The organism is Achromobacter sp. Root83 (genome assembly GCF_001428845.1).
GTDB lineage: Bacteria > Pseudomonadota > Gammaproteobacteria > Burkholderiales > Burkholderiaceae_B > Achromobacter.
The window spans coordinates 72,277-89,792 of sequence record NZ_LMIU01000009.1 but is presented as its reverse complement, the minus strand read 5'-3'; the positions used below and the strand labels follow the sequence as shown (position 1 = coordinate 89,792).

Below are 17,516 nucleotides of genomic sequence, written 5' to 3'. Positions count from 1 at the left end.
GCGAGCGTATTGTTTATTTAAATCAGCTGACGGACAAAATGCCGTTGGCGCGTTCCGCGTTGCGGTCCGAATGCTGAATCACCTGCATCTGCTGCTCGAAGCGGCGGGCGTTTTCGATCATGCCTACCATCGACGCCATGGGATTGGTGTTGCTGCCTTCCAGTACGCCCGACAACAGGCGCAGGCCCGGGTCCGCGGGCACCGGCGGCGCCGGCTGGCCATTGACGGGCGCCATGCGGAAGACGCCGTCGTCGCCATGCACCAGTTGCGCGTTGTCCGGGTTGACCAGCTTGAGCCGGCCCAGGTTCAGGATGTTGTTAGGCGCATCGCCCGCGCCGATGGCGGTGATGGTGCCGTCCGACGTGATGGTCAGCGCGGCCTGGTCGGGCACGTCGATGGGGCCGCCCTGATCCGACAGGACGGGTTGCCCCAACGAGGTCTGCAGCAGGCCGTTGATGCCGACCTGCAGGCTGCCGGCGCGCGTGTAGGCCTCGCCTTGCGGCGTCTGCACCGCGATCCAGCCGTTTTCGCTGGACAGGGCCACGTCCAGGTCGCGGCCCGTGGTCTGCATGGTGCCCATCTGAAAGCTGTTGCCTGGCGTGGACGCCACCGTCGAAACGCGCGTAGGAAGGCTCACCCCGTCCGTCACCGGAACCGAGCGGTAAAGCGCGATCTGCTCGCGGAATCCCGCCGTGTTCACGTTGGCCATGTTGTTGGAGAGCGCGGCCTGATGCTCAGTGATCCGCGCTGCGCCATTCATGGCGGTGTAGATGATTCTATCCATTGCCTATTCCGTCGGTGTCGTCGCGTGCCTGCCCGGCATTACTTCAGGTTCATCAGGACTTGCATGATTTCGTCCTGGGTCTTGATGGTTTGCGAGTTGGCCTGGTACGTGCGCTGGGCAATGATCATGTTGACCAGTTCCTTGCTCATGTCGACGTTGGAGGCCTCGGTGGCTTGACCGACCACGTTCGACATGCCGTTGGAACCCGGCTGGCCCAGGATGGGCTGGCCGGAAGCCGCCGTTTCCTTCCAGGCGTTGTTGCCCACCGGCTGCAGGCCCTGCAGGTTGGCGAAGTCCGCCAGCACGATCGTGCCGACCACCTGGGTTTCGCCGTTGGTGTAGCTGGCGACCAGGCTGCCGTCGCCGCTGATGTTGATGCCGCTGAATTCGCCGGACGTGTAGCCGTCGGGCTTGGCAACCAGCTTGTAGTTGCTGCCGTACTGGGTGGTACCCGTGTAGTTGACGGCGATGCTGAGCGGGTCGGCAGGGGTAGCCGTGCCGCCGGGCTGGGCAAAACTCAGGGTCACGGTCGGTGCGCTGGTCATCGTGCCGGCGTTGTTGAACGTGAACTTCTGCGGGTTGCCCCACACGCCGCCCACTTCGGTCGTCGGCGCCATGGCCTGGCCGTCCATCGTGTAGTACACGTCGTAGACGCTGCCCGTGGCGTCGGCGGGACGCTTGACGAAGTACTGCATCACCTGGTGCGAGTTGCCCAGCGAGTCGAACACGGTCATGGGCGACGCGTTGGTGTAGCTGCCCGCGATCTTCGGATCGAAGGGCTTGGCCAATTCCGTCACGGCGGCCGTGTAGTTGGTGTAGCCGGGCACCTGCGTGATGTCGCCGGCGGTGATGGCGCCAGTGCCGTCCACGGTGATCAGGTTGGGCGCGGTGCCGTAAGTGCCCGCCGGCGGCGCGCCGAGCGCGGGCGCCGCCGTCTCCCAAACGATGTCGCCTGCGGGATTGCGAGTGAACGTATAGTTTCCGGTGACCGCAGGCGGAGCCGCAGCGGTCAGTGTCACCGAGCCGTTGACGGCCGGCGACGTCACCGTGTCGGTCAGGTAGATGACCTTGGCGTTGGCATCCAGGTTGGCCACGGTGGTGGCCGTGGACGTCGCCACCGGCGCCACGTTGGCGGTCGGGAGCTGCAGTTCCACCGGGTTCGCGCCAACGGCGCCGGGCGGGTAGCCGGTCATGCGGTAGCCCTGCGCGTTGACGATGAAGTTGTTCTTGTCGACCAGGAATTCGCCGTTGCGGGTATACATGACCGCGCCGCTCTGGTCCGTTACGCGGAACATGCCCTTGGCGCCGTCGATCGCGATGTCGTATTCGCCGCCACCGCCGTTCACCGTACCCACGGTGAAGCGCTGGCTGATGGCCGCGACCTTCACGCCCAGGCCCACGCGCGAACTGGCGTAGACGTCGGCGAACGACGTCGTGGACGACTTGAAGCCGACCGTGCCGGAGTTGGCGATGTTGTTGCCGATGACGTCCAGGTTCTGCGCAGCGGCGTTCAAGCCGCTCAATCCTTGTCCGAAGCCCATGTTTTCTCTCGCTAATCTTTAGTGGATGAGCCGCCGCCCGTGCGCCGGCACCTATTCAATTCCGCCCGGTTCAGGCGCCGATCACCTTGCGCACGTCCAGCATGCTGGTCTGGCCGTCAAGGCCCAGATCCAGACGCAGGCCGTTCGTGGAATACGCCACGCTCTTGACCATGCCGTAGCTCAGCACTTCCGAATTCACCTTCGTGCCCTCGGCGTCGGTGGCCAGCACGGACACGTTGTATGCGCCCGCCTCCAGCGCCACGCCGCTGTCGTTCTTGCCGTCCCATTCCAGGGTGTACACGCCGGTTTTCTGTTCGCCCAGTTCGATCGTGCGCACGACCGCGCCGTTCGCGTCCGAGATGCGCACTTGCACCTTGGCGGCGTCGCCTTGCAGGTCGAGGCCGTACGGGGTGACCACGCGGTCAGCCGGATTGTCGCTGTCCACGCCGACCTTGACCTTGGCGCCGGGAATCAGCACGCCCTTGCCGATCATCGCGACCGCGTTCATCGACTGGGACACGTCGATCTGCCCGCTGATGGCGAGCATGGTGTTCTTCAGGTTGGTGATGCCTTCCACCGTGGAGATCTGCGCGAGCTGGGAGGTCAGCTCGGCGTTTTGCATGGGGTTCAGCGGATCCTGGTTCTGGAGCTGCGTCACCAGCAGCTTCAGGAACTGGTCCTGCAGGCCCTGCGCCGTGCTGGCGCTGTTGGCGCCGGTCTGAGCCAGGCCCAGGCCGGTGGTGCTCGTGTTTTGGTCGACGGTGGTCATGGATTCACTCTGTCAGGAAATTAGGATTGACCGATGGTCAGCGTCTTCTGCATCAGCGCCTTGGCGGTGTTGAGCACCTCGACGTTGGCCTGGTACGACCGCGACGCCGCGATCATGTTGACCGTTTCGGCCACCGGGTCGACGTTGGGCATGCTGATGTAGCCCTGAGCGTCCGCCATGGGATGCTTGGGGTCGTAGACCTGCTTCAAGGGCGATTGGTCCTGGACGACACCGGCGACGCGCACGCCGCCGATTTCCTGGCCCAGGGCCTGCCCCGGGGCCGGATTGACCTGGAACACGACCTGGCGGGCGCGATAGGCCTGGCCATCGGGTCCGACGACGCTGTCGGCGTTGGCCATGTTGCTGGCCGCCACGTTCATGCGCTGCGATTGCGCGCTAAGCGCCGAACCGGCGATATCGAAAATGCTCAACAAGGACATTGCCTGTCGCTCCCTTTAAGGATCAATCCTGAATAGCGGTCTGCATGGTCCGGATGCGACCGGAGATCATTTGCATCGTGCTTTGATAGTGCAAGGTGTTATCGGCGAATTGCACGCGTTCGATGTCCATGTCCACCGTGTTGCCGTCCAGGCTGGGCTGGTACGGCAGGCGGTACAGGAGTTCGGTGGGGCCCTGCGACACGGCCTTGGCGGGGATGTGGCGCGCCGACGTCAGCGCAAGCGACGTGTCGGGCAGGCGCATGGTGCCTTCCATGGCGTTCTGCATCGCCGCCTTGAAATCGAAGTCGCGCGCCTTGTAGTTGGGCGTGTCGGCGTTGGCGATGTTCGACGACAGCACTTCCTGGCGCTGCGCGCGCAGTCCCAGGGATTGCTGGTAGAACTTGAAATCTTCGTTAAGCCTGTCGAGCATCGTGGCGCCTTCGTACGTTGCAATTCGGATGAAACCCGGGATGCCGGGCACACCGTTATCCCATTGGATGACGGCATGATAGGGGCCAGGGGCGGAACACAATCAGCCAAATAACCCGTCATTTCTCATCCAATTCACGTATTGCCGAACGCCATCCACTTCTACAATTCATCCATCATGAATATCTCCGCACGACACCTCCGCGCGCGCGCCGGCTGCCTCGCCGCCCTGCTGCTGGCCTCCACGGCCGCAGTTCAGGCGCAGGAAGCGGTTTTCCAAGCCCCCGAAGCGGTCGTCATCGTGGCGCAGACCTACCTGCAGGAACAATTGGCCGCCCTGCCCGGCCAGCCGGCCATCGCCATCGACCCGCCGCGCGTCGAACGCCTGGCGCCGTGCGATGCCATGTCCCCATTTATGCCGTCCGGAATGAAGCTGCGCTCCCGGATGACCGTCGGCGTGCGCTGCACCGCGCCCAAGCCCTGGACGGCCTACGTGCAGGCGACGGTCAGCGTGCCCGGCTCCTATTACGTGGCGTCGCGTATGATTGCCGCCGGGCAGGCCTTGAGCCCCGCCGACCTGGCCCCCCGGGACGGCGATCTGGTCACCCTGCCCCCGGGCGCCATCACCGACCCGCAGACCGTCGTGGGCATGACGGCGGCCTACCGCATCAACGCCGGCCAGCCGGTCCGGGGCTCCTCGTTGCGAAACGCCCAGTCGGTGACGCGGGGCACGAATGTCCGGATCAACGCCCGAGGCAATGGCTTCGTGGTCAGCAGCGAGGGCGAGGCCATGGACAATGCCGCGCCCGGCGCGATGGTCCAGGTCCGCACCGCGGGCGGCCAGGTGGTCAGCGGGGTTGTCCGGAACTCCACGCTGGTTGAAATACAACTGTAGTTAATGTTACATATCGCGTTGCGACGGCCGAGCACATACCCTAAAGTTCCTTCGGACCTTGTCGTTACTGAGACATGAGTAGGCGGATCCGTCGCAAACCGACCCAGGACGCCCTGCGGAGAAAACCTTGAAAATCAATTCGACCACCAACCGGCCCCTATCGGCCGACGCCATCGGTGCCCGCGCTGAATCCGCGGTCAGCCAGGCCTACGGCGCCGGCAGCGCCAGCGGCTCGAGCAGCTCGCAAGTGGCGCTGAGCTCCGCATCGCGCAAGATGCTCGCCCTGCAAGACGGCTCGAACGACGTCAATGTCGAACGCGTTGCCGCCATTCGCGCCGCCATCGCCTCGGGCCAGCTCAAGATCGACACCGGCCGCATCGCCGACAGCCTGATCGCCAGCGCCCGCGATCTGCTGAAGTAGCCTGCCCCCTTCACCCCGCACCTGAGCCGCATCACATGAGCCTCGTCGAATCCCTGCAATCCTGCATGAAGCAGGAAGATGTCCTGATCACCGCGTTCTCCGCCATCCTGGAAGAAGAAACCGAGGTGCTGGTCGGACAGGGCAACGTCGACGCGCTGCATGAGATCACCGAGCGCAAGCGCGGCGTCGCCCAGCAGCTGGTCGACCTGAGCCAGACGCGCGACGGCCTGCTCACCGAAATCGGCCTGCCCGCCGGGCACGCCGGCACCGAGCAGGCAGCCGTTCAATACCCTCAGCTTTCCGGCGTCTGGCAGGCGCTGCTGTCCAAATCGGCTTCGGCGAACGAAATCAACATGCGCAACGGCGCCCTGATAGACGTGCACCTGCGCTATACGCAGCAGTCGCTGGACGCCCTGCGCAACATCGGCGTGGGCAGCGCGTCGACCTACGACGCCCAAGGCCGCGGCGCCCGCGGGGCTCCTGGCCGCAAACCGATCGTTGCCGGCTGAAGAAATACCCGGGTAAAAAAAATGGCGGCGTGCATCACACGCCGCCTTTTTTATTTCACCGCGCATTGGGCACGAGCCTTGGCTGTCCGGGGCCCGAGTCCCCGCTTTACCGAGGTTCCGGCTGCGTTCGTCCGCGCCGATCTGCTCGATGCGTCACAGAATGGCGCGATAGGTAGTCAGCGCCTTGACGGTCTGAACCAGCCCCTGCCTCAACAGCGCATCCAGATAACGATCCACATCCATCGCCGGATTTTTGAGTTGCGCACGCTGACGCTGAGCGGCTGACACGACCGCGGCCTGATCCAGATCCAACAGATTCTCGATGAATTCATCCGGGTGCTGCACCTCGATGCCGAACGGGGCGAGCGCAGCGGCAGGGAAATCCTTCTGGTTGAACGTGACGATCACGCTGGCGCTGCAGCGGATCGCGGCGGCCAGGACATGGCAGTCATCGGGATCGGGCAAGTTCAGCCCATCAATGAGGCTTTCGTGCCCGGTCACCAGACCGTCGGGGATGGCCCGGTCCATCAACGCCGAAGTACGGTCCAGTTGCTCGGGCGCGAGATCCGGACGGTTTAGCAGCAGATTTCGTTTCCACTCATCGTGAATCTGTGCACTCCAGCGCGCACGGAAACGCCCGGACAGTCCGAGCCACATAAGGAAATCCCGCAACGGTGCGGGATATAGGACACAGGCGTCATAGATGGCGGTGAACGGCGAATGCCTCATTCGTATCCCATCGCCAACTCCTGCGCCTGCTTCGCCAGCTCTTCCAAGGCTTGCTCACTGGTGCGCTCGCGTTCGGTCTTGAACTTCATCAGGTCCGCGAAGCGCACGCGGCGGTGCTTGCCAGTGCGGTGGAACGGCAGCAGGCCCTCTTCCAGCAGCTTGACGATATGGGGCCGCGAAACGTTGAGCAGATCGGCTGCTTCCTGAGTCGTCAACTCGGCATGGATCGGGACAACCTGGACGGCATTGCCATCGGCCAGTTCGGCCAGGATATCCACGAGCAGACGCAACGCCGAGGTAGGCAATTCCACCTGATGGGCCTGGTTCTGCTCGTCGAAGATCTGAATGCTCTGGGTTTCGAATTTGGTCGCGAGATAGGCCGCCAAGGCACGCTGGCCGTGCACAGCCGCTTCCACCTCGCGCTCGACGGGAAGCGTCATTTTGGACAGGGCAGTCTGGGGCATGAGAGGCTCCGATAGTGCGGGAAACAATGCCCAGTTTAAACGAAATATTCGAAATTCGAAATAAACGAAACCCACTCAGGCCAGCATCCAGCGGGCCCCATCAAGCCCCGCCAGTCATCTCCAGCATGGCGAACATCTTCAGCAGGGCCACGGGCAACATCCGGCCGGACAGCTTGCGTTCCGATCCCACGATGGCCGACAAGGGGCCGCGCGCGACTTCCGCCGCCGCCGAATGCGCCAACTGCCAACATGCCGCGCCCAACTGGCCCGCCATCAGCGATTGCCGCGCCAGCGTGTGCGCGCCGTCCACGGCTGGCAGGGCCTGCCAGGCGTTGGCCATGTAGCGGAAGCCGGCCTTGGCTTCGTCCTGCAAGACCAGCCAGCGTGCGACGGTAGCGGCATCCGCCTGCGACGCGGAGAGATTCGTCGTGCCGAACAATTGTCCGGTGACTTCACCGCTGACCGTGTCGATCAGCCGGGCGCAGATCAGGCGCACGGCGGCGCCCTGCCCCTTGCCCGGCAGGACGATTTCGGTGCCCGACGCCCAAAGCGCCAGCGGCACGGCCTTGCCATCCTTGACGCTGCGCAATCCGGGCATATCGCCCGGCTGGCCCACGGGCAGGTAGCCTACGCTCTTGCCCACGGCGTTCAGATTGGTGGGGCATTCGTCCTGGATCACGCGCAAGCCGCCCGGGCAGCGGGCCACCCAGGAAACGTCCTGCTCGCTGAAGGTCTGCCACAATGCGACGGTGCCCGCCTCCAGCATGTGCACCAGAGGCAGAGCCGGCAGGCGCTCGCCCAGCCAGCGCACGCGCGCTTCCAATGCCAGGACGGGATCCGGCTGGGCAGGCGCGGCGGGCGCGAACGAGCTGAGCATGCCGTGCGGCAGCACCAGCTGCTGCGAGGGCGCGGCCAGCGCCGCGCCGCGGTCGCTCATCAGAAGCGAACCGAGCAAGGTGCCGCCGGGCAGAGCGTCGCCCTTCATGCTGGTCCTGCCGTGCATGACAAGCAGATTCCTGGCGCAGGCCGCGGAAAATTCGCGGCGCACCATTGCAAGCGGATCGTCGCCCAGCGCGGCAAGGCTGGAACCGGCGCCATCGCTGACGTATTCCCGCCAGGCGGCGCGCGCCTGCAGGCAGGCCGGATCATTGTCCAGCCAGGCGATGGTGTCATCGAGGTTCTGCGCAGCGGCGATCGAGGCCGACCCGCCTTGCGGACGCAGAATGGCCGACGCCAGCAACTGGCGGCGGCGCACGGGATCCACGGCCTCGGTTTCACGCGACGACGAAACCAGGGATGCCAGGTCTGCTTCGCTGGGCGTGTACAGGGCACGGGCACGCTCGACCATCGAAAAAGCCCGGTCGATCAGCGTGTCCGCCCGCGCCAGTTCCATGTGTTCTGGCACTTTCTGCCCGACCGACGTGTAGTGGATGGGCAACCGATGACGGATGGCCGTATCCAACGCCGCTCCCAGACGCGTGGCCTCATCCAGCTTGGTGATGATGCATCCGGCCACGTCCTCGCCCACGCCATTGCGGTAGGCGTGCGCGACTTCATCCAGCGTGTCGCCTTGGCTCGCGGCGTTCAGGACCAGCAGCCGGCGCACGGGCTTGCCCGCATTGCACAGCATCGCCGCCTGCTCCGCCACCAGGCGGTCGCGCTGGCTGATGCCGGTGGTGTCGATCAAGACAATCTTGCGATTGCCAAGCTCGGCCAGGATGCGTCGCAGCTCGCCGGCGTCGCGCACCGAATGCGCCGGCACGCCCATCAGCCGGCCGTAGATCTGCAGTTGTTCCAGCGCCCCGATCCGGAAAAGGTCGGTGGTCAGCATCGCGACCTGCTCCCGGCCTTCGCGGGCAACGCAGCGGGCGGCAAGCTTGGCGAGCGTCGTGGTCTTGCCCACGCCGGTCGGACCGACCAGCGCATACACCCCGCCGGCCAGGAATTCATCTTCGGAACGCACCACTGGCAGGTGCGTCACCAGTTCGTTGCGGGCCCAGCTCAGCGCGGCCTCGGGCGCGAGCCCTTGCGGCAGACGCTCGACCAGCGTGCGCACCAGCTTCGTGCTGAAGCCGGCATCCAGCAGGCTGCGGAACAGCGCGGCGCCCGCGGGTTCGCGGCCGGCCCCTTGACGCCCGCCCCAAAGCAGGCCGTCCATGCGGGTTTCAAGCGCGCCGCGCAAGGCGCTGATCGCGTCCTGCAATCCGGCCGCCGTATCGACGGGCAGCGCCGCCTGCGGCATGAGCGGCTGGCGCACGGGCGCGTCCGGCATGCGGGCCATGGACGGCGCGGCGGGTGCGGGAGCGGCTGCGGGCGCCGCTGGAGACGTATATGCAGAAGCCCTGGCCGGCACGTAGGCGTCGGGCGTGGCGAGGCCGGACGCGGGAGCGGCCGGCACGTGGAAAGCGGGCGCGGCGGCCGCCATCGAAGCGGCATGCGCACGCGTCGGTGCAGCGGCGGAACCACCTGCGTCCATTGGCCGGCGCGCAGGCGGCAAGGCCGGCAGCTCGACGCGTATGGGCGCGGCCGGCTTAGGCGCGGCCGGCTTAGGCGCGGCCGGCTGAGGCGCGGCCGGCTGAGGCGCGGATGGAGTAAACGCGGGCTGGGCAGGTGCGCCATGAGCCGACACGCCAGGAGCAAACGCGCCATGGGCAGACCCGGCCGGCACGTATGCCAAAGGATCAACCGTGCCTGGCGGAATTGCCGCCGCGTCTGCCGCGGCGGATGCCGGCGCCAAGGAGCCGGCCGGATCCGGCGAGTGCTCGGGCTCGGGCAGTGTCGAAGAGGCGTACGCGGACTGATAAGCGGCAATGGACCGCGCCGGGGCCATGTAGCTGGTCTGCGGCGGCGCCGAGTAGCCGGTCTGCGGCATGGCCACGGGCGGGACCGGCGGGCGCTCGGCCGGGGCCGGCGCGCCAAACGGGGAGCTGGACGGCGACGGCGCCCGCTCCTGCACGGACGGCGCGTGCGCCGCCGTTTCGCGCGGCGAAGCACCCGCATCGTCGTCGAATGCGCCATCGACGGTGGCCAGCACCTCGATGCCGCCATCGACACTGCGGTTCGACACGATCAGGGCGTCCGGCCCCAGGATCTGGCGCACCTGGCGCATCACATCCCTGCTGTTTGCCCCGAAGAAGCGGCTGATCTTCATTGCCCGTTGCTCCCGCCGATCAGCGCCGTCACGCGGACGATGCGCTCATCGGGTATTTCAGTGTTCGACAACACGCCCAACTGCGGCAGGTGGTGGCGCAGGAAACGCGACAGCGGCGCGCGCAGGACCGGCGACACCAGCAGCACCGGCGCATTGCCCTGCGATTCCTGCCGTTCGACCGCGGCCTGCGCTTCGCGCAGGAGCGTGTCGGCCAGGCCCGGCTCCAGGCCGCCACTGGTCGTCATGGCCTGCGACAGCACCCGCTCCAGCTTCACGTCCAGCCCGATGACGCGCAACTCGCCCTCGCCCGGGAACCACTGCTGCGTGATCGCGCGGCCCAGCGAACGGCGCGTCAACGCGATCAGTTCGTTGATATCGGGCTGGCCGCCCGAACCCGCGGCCTGCGCGGCCAGGCGCGGCCCGTGTTCCGACAGGGTGTCGATGATGGTGCGCATGTCGCGGATCGGCACTTCTTCGGACAGCAGGCCTTGCAGCACCTTTTGCAGCGCGGTGAGCGACAGCGTCTTGGGAACCAGGTCCTCGACCAGCTTGGGCGCGTCGCGGCCGATGCGGTCCAGCAACTGCTGGACTTCCTGGCGGCCCAGCAGATTGGAGCCGTGGCGATGCATCAGGTGGTTCAGGTGCGTGGCGACGACCGTGCCCGCGTCCACCACGGTATAACCGGCCACCTGGGCCTGGTCACGCAGCGAACCGTCGATCCACAGCGCGGGCAGGCCAAAGGCCGGGTCGGTGGTGGGCGTGCCCTTGATCTGCATCGTCACGCCGCCCGGGTCGATGGCCAGCCACTGGCCGGGCATCGCGACGCCGTTGCCCACTTCAACGCCGGACAACAGTATGCGGTAGTCGTTGGGCTTGAGTTCCAGATTGTCGCGGATGTGAACCACCGGCGGCAGGAAACCCACGTCCTGCGCGAACTTCTTGCGCAAGCTCCGGATGCGATGCAGCAGTTCGCCGTTCTGGGCGTGGTCCACCAGGGGAATCAGCCGGTAGCCCACCTCGAGGCCCAGCTGGTCCACCATGGAAACGTCTTCCCAGCTTGCCTCCGCGGCAGCAGCCTGCGCCTGGGTGATCGCCTGCGGCGGGACCTCCTCGGCGGCTACCGCCGCGGCCTGCCTGCGCTTGTGCAGCACCCAGCCGCCCCACCCCAGCGCGCCGGCCAGGGTCAGGAAGGCGACGTGCGGCATATTGGGGATCAGGCCCATGATGCCGATGATGCCGGCCGTCAGGAACAGAACCGCCGGGTTGGAGAAGAGCTGGCTGATGATCTGCTGGCCGATGTCCTGGTCGGTCGACACGCGCGACACGACCACGCCCGCCGCGGTGGAAATCACCAGGGCCGGAATCTGGGCGACCAGGCCGTCGCCGATGGTCAGCAGCGTGTACACGCGCGCCGAATCGCTCATGGACATATCGTGCTGGGCGACGCCCACGATCAGGCCGCCGATGATGTTGATCGCCATGATCAGCAGGCCGGCGATGGCGTCGCCGCGCACGAACTTGCTGGCGCCGTCCATCGAGCCGAAGAAGTCCGATTCCTGGGAAACCTCCGCGCGGCGCTTGCGCGCCTCGTCTTCGCCGATCAGGCCCGCGTTCAGGTCGGCGTCGATCGCCATCTGCTTGCCGGGCATGGCGTCCAGCGTGAACCGCGCGCCCACTTCCGCGATACGGCCGGCACCCTTGGTGATGACGATGAAGTTGATGATGGTCAGGATCACGAAGACGATGATCCCGACGGCGAAGTTCCCGCCCACCAGGAAGTGCCCGAAGGCCTCGATCACCTTACCCGCCGCATCGGGGCCGGTATGGCCATGGAGCAGCACCACCCGGGTGGAGGCGACGTTCAGCGACAGGCGCAGCAGCGTGGCGAACAGAAGCACGGCCGGAAACGCGGCAAAGTCCAGCGGCTTGCGCGTGAACATGGCCACCAGCAGGATCATCACGGACAACGCAATGTTGAAGGTGAACAGCAGGTCCAGCAGGAACGTGGGGAGGGGCAGCACCATCATGCCCAACACCATCACGATCAGGATCGGACCCGCCAGCAGGCGCGCGTGCGTGCCGCCGTTACTCTTCAACATGGTGAGCAAAGCGCTCATTCCTTAAACTCCTTGTGCTGCGGTTTTTGCCTGCGGGTCCAGTGCTTCTGGCACGTTCAGTTTGGTAGGGGCAGTCGGTTCGCCCCCCCATCCCGAGCGCCAGGAGCGCAGCTGGAAGACCCATGCCAGCACTTCCGCCACTGCGGTATACAGCTCGGCCGGGATTTCTTGTCCCAGGTCGACGTGTTGATGCAAGGCGCGCGCCAAGGGCGGCGCTTCCAATGTGGGTATGCGGTGCTCCGCCGCCAGCTCGCGGATCTTGGCCGCGATCAGGCCAGTGCCCTTGGCCAGCACGCGGGGGGCCCCGCCCTTCGATTCGTCGTACTTCAGCGCCACCGCGTAGTGCGTGGGGTTCGTCACCACCACGTCCGCTTTCGGCACATCGGACATCATGCGGCGCCGGGCTGCCTGGCGCTGCTGCTGGCGGATGCGCGCCTTGACATGCGGGTCGCCTTCGCTTTCCTTGTGTTCCTGGCGCACATCTTCCTTGGACATGCGCAGCTTCTTCAGATGGCTCCAGATCTGCCAGGGCACGTCCAGCATGACGATGATCAGCAACGACGCCACGATGAAGGCGCAGCACATCGCGACCAGCGTCAGGGCCTTGGTCAGCGCGGCCGACGGCGCCACGTTCATCAGGCTCAACATGTCGTCGTGATGGCGCCAGATGACCCAGACCGCCACGCCGCCCACCAGCAGGGCCTTGGCCAGCGCCTTGATCAGCTCCACCACGGTCTGCGACGAAAACATGCGCTTCAGGCCGGCGAACAGACTGAGCTTGGAGAACTTCGGCTGCAGGGGTTGGCCCGAAATGACGATACCGCCCAGCAACACGCTGGACAGCACCGCAACCACCGCCAGCAGGCCAAATATCGGCAAGACCACCATCAGGGCGTGGCCAAACCCGGAAACCGCCTGCTCGACCATCACGCCCGGGTCGATCGCGACGCGCTGATCGAACGCCAGGCCGTTGCGCAGCACCCCGGTCAGGCCCTGGTAGATCGTACCGCCGCCCGCCCAGATCGCCCCGACACCGGCGGCCAGCATCATGAACGTTCCCAATTCACGGGAACGCGCAATCTGCCCCTCCTCGCGCGCCTTTTCCAGGCGCCTGGGAGAGGCGGCTTCGGATTTTTCGAGGTCGCTTTCTTCGGACATGCTCTGCGGTGTCGTTGGGGCTCGCGGAATTTGAGTTTGCGAGCCGCCCGCCGAGATTCTAGGAGGCGCGGAGGTTTGGCGATATGCCAAGAAACGGGGGGAAAGCGGCGCTATTCGCGGATGCGCCCGCGGGCCGCCCCAAGCCCGCCTTCAATGCACGCCGCGCGGGCGGCGCGCCGGCCCCTTCAGCCCGCCACCGCGACGGTCCGGCGCCGCCCGCCGTCGGCCTCGACCGCGGCCTGGAAGCGCACATAATCCAGGCCAATCCGCACGGCTCCCCAGTGTTCTGCCCCCAAATAAATGGGGACGGAAATGTCGTTGACGATTTCGCCCGTATCGCGGGAATAGGTCTGGAACAGGATCGACCCGGTATTGGCCGCCAGCCGCGCGCCCACGGGATCGTCGAAGATGCGCTTGTGCCGGACCCGGGCGATGTCCTGCTTCGGATCGCCTGTCGGGGAATGCGAAAAGCGGCTGTTGTGCGCAGGGGCGTAGCCACGGCTGTCCACCAGGATGGTGTAGATTCCACCCGGCACCGCGTCCAGCACGCTGTCGAGCAATCGGGTCAGCGGCTGCTCGATACCGCGGTCATAGACGGTGTGATAGCGCGGCGGCTCACTGCCGGGAATGCGCTGATAGTGCCGGTCGAACACATCGGCGCCCCGCCCTCGGGCGTCTTCCAGCAAGTCCGCGGCGGCGTCGCGAAATGCCTCGACCGCCTCCGACAGGCTGTCGAAGGCGGTGGCGCCCGTGCGCATGTCCGCCAGGACTTCCTGCACGCTCTCGGTCTGGCGGCGGATACGGTCGATCTCGCCGGACATGCTGCCCACGCGCTCCAGCACGTCCGCGCTCAGCGCGGCGATCCGTCCCACCTCCTGGCTCATGCCGTGGTTGGTCGCGTCGACCTCGCCGATCGCCTGGACGACGTCGCCGACCTGCCGGTTCATGCCGCCGAAGTCCCGCACGAACTGCTCGAAGCCGGAGCACGTCCGGTTCAGCACCGCGCCGGAGGCGTCCACGTCTTCGCGCAGCGTGCCGGTCTGGCGCTGCGTGGTATCCACCAGGTCCAGCATCTCGGTGGTATGCCGGCCGATATCGCTGGTGGCCGAATTGACGCGTTCGGCCAGGCGCCCGACCTCGCTGGCCACGACCGCGAAACCCCGACCCGCGTCTCCCGCCCTGGCCGCCTCCACGCCGGCGTTCAGCGCCAGAAGCTGGGTTTGCAGCGCGATGTCCTTGATCAGCTTGCTGATGTCGCCGACCGAACGTGCCCGAATGGCCAACTGCCCCACGACTTCGGTAAAGGCCGCCATCTCGCGCGTCATGCGGTCGACGCGCTCCTTGACGTCGGACAGGTCGGCCAGCGCCCGCTGTGCGGCGTCCAGGTTGTTTCCGGAGATCTCGGCGATGCCGCGCGCCTGCGTGGACGTGGTCGCGGACAGGGCCGCGATCTGCGCGCCGCTCGACGCCAGCGCCTCGGCCGCGCGCGCCTGCTCCTGCGCGAGCAGCGAACATCGCCCCGCCTGGAACTGCGTGCGCGCCGCGTTGAGCGCGATTTCTATGCTGGACTGGCGGACGGTCATCACCCGCCGGCGGATCTGCCCGAGAAACCGGTACAGCGGCCACGCGGACGGGCTGAGCGACAGGGCGCGCTCCGACAGCATCGCGTCGCCCCGGTTGAGCCGCCGCAACAAGCCCCACATGCCGCCAAAACGGAATACGGATCTGGCCAAGATGAACCTCCTTGTGCTGGCCCGGATTGCCTTCTTTGGGCATCCGTTGCCTGGCGCGCAGGGCGCGCCTTGTCTCGTGCTGCGAGGCCCCGATTCTTATGGCAGGCAGTCTATCGGCCAGGCGGTGTTTCCGCCCTTAGGGAATACGTTCATGGCGCGGCCCGTCCCGCGCGTCGCGATGCGGGTGCGCCCCGCCGGCCGGACGCGGTCCGGCGGCGGGAGCCGGGGATCAGAAGCCCAGGCTGGCCAGCAGGTCGTCGACCTGGTCCTGGCTGGTGACCACGTCGGTCTTGCCCTGCGGGCTGATCTGCGGCCCGTTGAGCAGGCTGTTGGCTTCGTCGCGGCGCTCTTGCGGCACGTTGTCCAGCAGCACTTGCAGCAGTTCGCGTTCGATCGCGCCCACCACGTCCATCATGCGCATGATGACCTGGCCCGTCAGGTCCTGGAAATCCTGCGCCATGATGATTTCCATCAACTTGGACTGGGTCTGCTGCGTCTGCTTCGGCACGTCGCTGAGGAAAGCGCGCGTATCCTTTACCAGTTCGCGGGCCTCGGGCATTTCCAGGGGCTGGTCATACCACTGCTGCCAGCGGCTATCCAGCGCCTGCGCCGACCGGGCCATGCCGTCCTGGATCGGGCCGGCCTGCTCGGTCGCGTTCAGCACCCGGTTGGCGGCCTGCTCCGTCATCTGCGCCACGTAGCGCAGGCGGTCGCGGGCGTCGGGAATGGCGTTGGCTGCGTCCTTGATCGCCTGGTCCAGACCCAGCTCGCGCATACTGTCGCGCAACATCCGCGTCAGGGATGCGATCCGGTGGATCAGGTCAGGGGATTCCGCCGGGTCAACATTTTCCGTTGAGCTCATCACACACCTCAGCCGGCAATTTTCTCGAAGATCTTGACCAGCTTTTCTTCCAGCGTTGCCGCCGTGAAAGGCTTGACCACGTAACCGTTGGCGCCGGCCTGGGCCGCCGCAACGATGTTTTCCTTCTTGGCTTCCGCCGTCACCATCAGCACGGGCAACGAAGCCAGCGAGGCGTCGGCGCGGATCTGCTTGAGCATCTCCAGGCCGTCCAGGTTGGGCATGTTCCAGTCGGACACGACGAACTGGAAGCCGCCATTGCGCAGCTTCTCCAGGCCAATGGCGCCGTCCTCGGCCTCATCGACGTTCTCGAAACCCAGCTCTTTGAGCAGGTTGCGGATGATCCGCCGCATAGTGGGGAAGTCATCCACCACCAGAATCTTCAGGCCCTTGTCTACCATCTTTCACTCCAGAAAAAATTTGCTTGAGACCGATCGTGGTACGGGTCCGCGTCAGACGCGGTGTCCACGGTCGCCCAGGCGAGTCAGAATGCGTTCGCTCATCGCCGACAACGGCACTACTTCAGTCGCGGCCCCAATGGCGATGGCCTCGCGGGGCATGCCAAAGACCACGCAACTGGCTTCGTCCTGCGCAATCGTATGCGCGCCTGCCCGGTGCATCGCCAGCATGCCGGCGGCGCCGTCCTTGCCCATCCCCGTGAGAATGACGCCGATGGCGTTCTTGCCCGCGGCAACGGCGGCCGAGTTGAACAACACGTCCACCGACGGGCGGTGACGGTTGACGGGTTCGCTGGCTTCCAGCTCGATCACGTAGTTGGCGCCGCTGCGGCCCAGCCGCATGTGGGTGTCGCCGCCCGGGGCCAGATACACGTGGCCGGGCAGGACGCGGTCGCCATGCACGGCTTCGCGCACGGTCACGGCACACAGCGCGTCCAGGCGCTGCGCGAACGACCGCGTGAACCCGGCGGGCATATGCTGCGTGATCAGGATCGCGGGACTGTCCGGCGGCAGGGGCTGGAGCACTTCGCGGATGGCTTCGGTGCCGCCCGTGGAGGCGCCGACGATCACCAGCTTTTCCGAGCTGGACAGCGGCCGGCGCAACATGGGCACCGGTGCGGCCTGCTCCGCGTGCGGCGTCGGCGCGCGCAGCTTGGCGCGGGACGCGGCCCGGATCTTGTCGGCGATGATTTCAGTGTATTCAAGCAGTCCGTCGCGGATGCCGAGCTTGGGCTTGGTCACGAAGTCGATCGCGCCCAATTCCAGCGCGCGCAGCGTGATTTCCCCGCCGCGCTCGGTCAGCGACGACACCATCACCACCGGCATGGGCCGCAGGCGCATCAGCTTTTCCAGGAAATCCAGCCCGTCCATGCGGGGCATTTCCACGTCGAGCGTCAATACATCCGGGTTATGGCGTTTGATCAGGTCGCGCGCCACCAGCGGATCGGGCGCGGTCGCAACCACTTCCATATCCGGCTGGCTATTGATGATCTCGGTCATCAAGCCGCGCACAAGCGCGGAGTCATCCACACACAAAACGCTTATTTTTTTCATCTTTTG

General features: G+C 66.1%; 17 protein-coding genes. 3 read left to right on the top strand and 14 right to left on the bottom strand.

Annotated features, from left to right (window positions below; all coding sequences use genetic code 11):
* Window positions 1-22 precede the first annotated feature (22 nt).
* The 5 genes from ASE30_RS11330 to flgB form a co-directional block, all read right to left on the bottom strand.
* Window positions 23-784: a flagellar basal body rod protein FlgF gene (locus ASE30_RS11330; RefSeq protein ID WP_057284409.1), complete on the bottom strand. Its 762-nt coding sequence runs from the start codon at window positions 782-784 to the stop codon at window positions 23-25.
* Between the two features lie 38 nt (window positions 785-822).
* On the bottom strand, window positions 823-2,325 hold the full coding sequence (locus tag ASE30_RS11325; RefSeq protein WP_057284408.1) for a flagellar hook-basal body complex protein: 1,503 nt from the start codon (window positions 2,323-2,325) through the stop codon (window positions 823-825).
* 70 nt (window positions 2,326-2,395) lie between these two features.
* Window positions 2,396-3,094 carry a flagellar hook capping FlgD N-terminal domain-containing protein gene (locus tag ASE30_RS11320; RefSeq protein WP_057284407.1) on the bottom strand — a complete coding sequence of 233 codons (699 nt, stop codon included), beginning with the start codon at window positions 3,092-3,094 and terminating at the stop codon, window positions 2,396-2,398.
* A 20-nt stretch (window positions 3,095-3,114) separates the two neighbouring features.
* Window positions 3,115-3,534, bottom strand: coding sequence for a flagellar basal body rod protein FlgC (gene flgC, locus ASE30_RS11315; RefSeq protein WP_008159664.1), 420 nt, complete (start codon window positions 3,532-3,534; stop codon window positions 3,115-3,117).
* A 22-nt stretch (window positions 3,535-3,556) separates the two neighbouring features.
* A complete protein-coding gene (gene flgB, locus ASE30_RS11310; protein WP_057284517.1) occupies window positions 3,557-3,964 on the bottom strand; it encodes a flagellar basal body rod protein FlgB in 408 nt (135 codons plus the stop codon).
* A 177-nt stretch (window positions 3,965-4,141) separates the two neighbouring features.
* On the opposite strand from flgB, the gene flgA reads away from it, so the two are divergent.
* The 3 genes from flgA (at window position 4,142) to ASE30_RS11295 (ending at window position 5,788) form a co-directional block, all read left to right on the top strand.
* Window positions 4,142-4,858, top strand: coding sequence for a flagellar basal body P-ring formation chaperone FlgA (gene flgA, locus ASE30_RS11305; protein WP_057284516.1), 717 nt, complete (start codon window positions 4,142-4,144; stop codon window positions 4,856-4,858).
* A gap of 127 nt (window positions 4,859-4,985) precedes the next feature.
* Window positions 4,986-5,279 (top strand): flagellar biosynthesis anti-sigma factor FlgM, encoded by a 294-nt coding sequence (gene flgM, locus ASE30_RS11300; protein WP_057284406.1) that lies wholly within the window; start codon window positions 4,986-4,988, stop codon window positions 5,277-5,279.
* 35 nt (window positions 5,280-5,314) lie between these two features.
* A complete protein-coding gene (locus tag ASE30_RS11295) occupies window positions 5,315-5,788 on the top strand; it encodes a flagella synthesis protein FlgN (protein ID WP_057284405.1) in 474 nt (157 codons plus the stop codon).
* 153 nt (window positions 5,789-5,941) lie between these two features.
* Here ASE30_RS11295 and ASE30_RS11290 read toward each other — a convergent pair whose 3' ends face one another.
* From ASE30_RS11290 to ASE30_RS11250, 9 genes are all read right to left on the bottom strand, one after another.
* Window positions 5,942-6,517, bottom strand: coding sequence for a PIN domain-containing protein (locus ASE30_RS11290; RefSeq protein WP_057284404.1), 576 nt, complete (start codon window positions 6,515-6,517; stop codon window positions 5,942-5,944).
* The gene (locus ASE30_RS11285) at window positions 6,514-6,981 is read right to left on the bottom strand and encodes a helix-turn-helix domain-containing protein (RefSeq protein ID WP_057284403.1); all 468 of its coding nucleotides are present in this window, start codon (window positions 6,979-6,981) and stop codon (window positions 6,514-6,516) included. The genes ASE30_RS11290 and ASE30_RS11285 overlap by 4 nt, the downstream gene beginning before the upstream one ends.
* Window positions 6,982-7,081: 100 nt before the next feature.
* The gene (gene flhF / locus ASE30_RS11280; protein ID WP_057284402.1) at window positions 7,082-10,132 is read right to left on the bottom strand and encodes a flagellar biosynthesis protein FlhF; all 3,051 of its coding nucleotides are present in this window, start codon (window positions 10,130-10,132) and stop codon (window positions 7,082-7,084) included.
* Window positions 10,129-12,249 (bottom strand): flagellar biosynthesis protein FlhA, encoded by a 2,121-nt coding sequence (gene flhA / locus ASE30_RS11275; protein WP_057284401.1) that lies wholly within the window; start codon window positions 12,247-12,249, stop codon window positions 10,129-10,131. The genes flhF and flhA overlap by 4 nt, the downstream gene beginning before the upstream one ends.
* Before the next feature lie 3 nt (window positions 12,250-12,252).
* Window positions 12,253-13,407, bottom strand: coding sequence for a flagellar biosynthesis protein FlhB (gene flhB, locus ASE30_RS11270; protein ID WP_057284400.1), 1,155 nt, complete (start codon window positions 13,405-13,407; stop codon window positions 12,253-12,255).
* A gap of 185 nt (window positions 13,408-13,592) precedes the next feature.
* Window positions 13,593-15,140, bottom strand: coding sequence for a methyl-accepting chemotaxis protein (locus ASE30_RS11265; RefSeq protein WP_235515250.1), 1,548 nt, complete (start codon window positions 15,138-15,140; stop codon window positions 13,593-13,595).
* Window positions 15,141-15,369: 229 nt separating this feature from the next.
* On the bottom strand, window positions 15,370-16,002 hold the full coding sequence (gene cheZ, locus ASE30_RS11260) for a protein phosphatase CheZ (protein WP_057284399.1): 633 nt from the start codon (window positions 16,000-16,002) through the stop codon (window positions 15,370-15,372).
* An 8-nt stretch (window positions 16,003-16,010) separates the two neighbouring features.
* Window positions 16,011-16,400 (bottom strand): chemotaxis response regulator CheY, encoded by a 390-nt coding sequence (cheY, locus tag ASE30_RS11255; protein ID WP_057284398.1) that lies wholly within the window; start codon window positions 16,398-16,400, stop codon window positions 16,011-16,013.
* A 51-nt stretch (window positions 16,401-16,451) separates the two neighbouring features.
* Window positions 16,452-17,510 (bottom strand): chemotaxis response regulator protein-glutamate methylesterase, encoded by a 1,059-nt coding sequence (locus ASE30_RS11250; RefSeq protein WP_057284397.1) that lies wholly within the window; start codon window positions 17,508-17,510, stop codon window positions 16,452-16,454.
* Window positions 17,511-17,516 lie beyond the last annotated feature (6 nt).

Bases quoted from the DNA above. Each gene is read 5' to 3' on its own strand.
- ASE30_RS11330 (WP_057284409.1), bottom strand. From the start codon at position 784: ATGGATAGAATCATCTACACCGCCATGAATGGCGCAGCGCGGATCACT.
- ASE30_RS11325 (WP_057284408.1), bottom strand. From the start codon at position 2,325: ATGGGCTTCGGACAAGGATTGAGCGGCTTGAACGCCGCTGCGCAGAAC.
- ASE30_RS11320 (WP_057284407.1), bottom strand. From the start codon at position 3,094: ATGACCACCGTCGACCAAAACACGAGCACCACCGGCCTGGGCCTGGCT.
- flgC (WP_008159664.1), bottom strand. From the start codon at position 3,534: ATGTCCTTGTTGAGCATTTTCGATATCGCCGGTTCGGCGCTTAGCGCG.
- flgB (WP_057284517.1), bottom strand. From the start codon at position 3,964: ATGCTCGACAGGCTTAACGAAGATTTCAAGTTCTACCAGCAATCCCTG.
- flgA (WP_057284516.1), top strand. From the start codon at position 4,142: ATGAATATCTCCGCACGACACCTCCGCGCGCGCGCCGGCTGCCTCGCC.
- ASE30_RS11295 (WP_057284405.1), top strand. From the start codon at position 5,315: ATGAGCCTCGTCGAATCCCTGCAATCCTGCATGAAGCAGGAAGATGTC.
- ASE30_RS11290 (WP_057284404.1), bottom strand. From the start codon at position 6,517: ATGAGGCATTCGCCGTTCACCGCCATCTATGACGCCTGTGTCCTATAT.
- ASE30_RS11285 (WP_057284403.1), bottom strand. From the start codon at position 6,981: ATGCCCCAGACTGCCCTGTCCAAAATGACGCTTCCCGTCGAGCGCGAG.
- flhF (WP_057284402.1), bottom strand. From the start codon at position 10,132: ATGAAGATCAGCCGCTTCTTCGGGGCAAACAGCAGGGATGTGATGCGC.
- flhA (WP_057284401.1), bottom strand. From the start codon at position 12,249: ATGAGCGCTTTGCTCACCATGTTGAAGAGTAACGGCGGCACGCACGCG.
- flhB (WP_057284400.1), bottom strand. From the start codon at position 13,407: ATGTCCGAAGAAAGCGACCTCGAAAAATCCGAAGCCGCCTCTCCCAGG.
- cheZ (WP_057284399.1), bottom strand. From the start codon at position 16,002: ATGAGCTCAACGGAAAATGTTGACCCGGCGGAATCCCCTGACCTGATC.
- cheY (WP_057284398.1), bottom strand. From the start codon at position 16,400: ATGGTAGACAAGGGCCTGAAGATTCTGGTGGTGGATGACTTCCCCACT.
- ASE30_RS11250 (WP_057284397.1), bottom strand. From the start codon at position 17,510: ATGAAAAAAATAAGCGTTTTGTGTGTGGATGACTCCGCGCTTGTGCGC.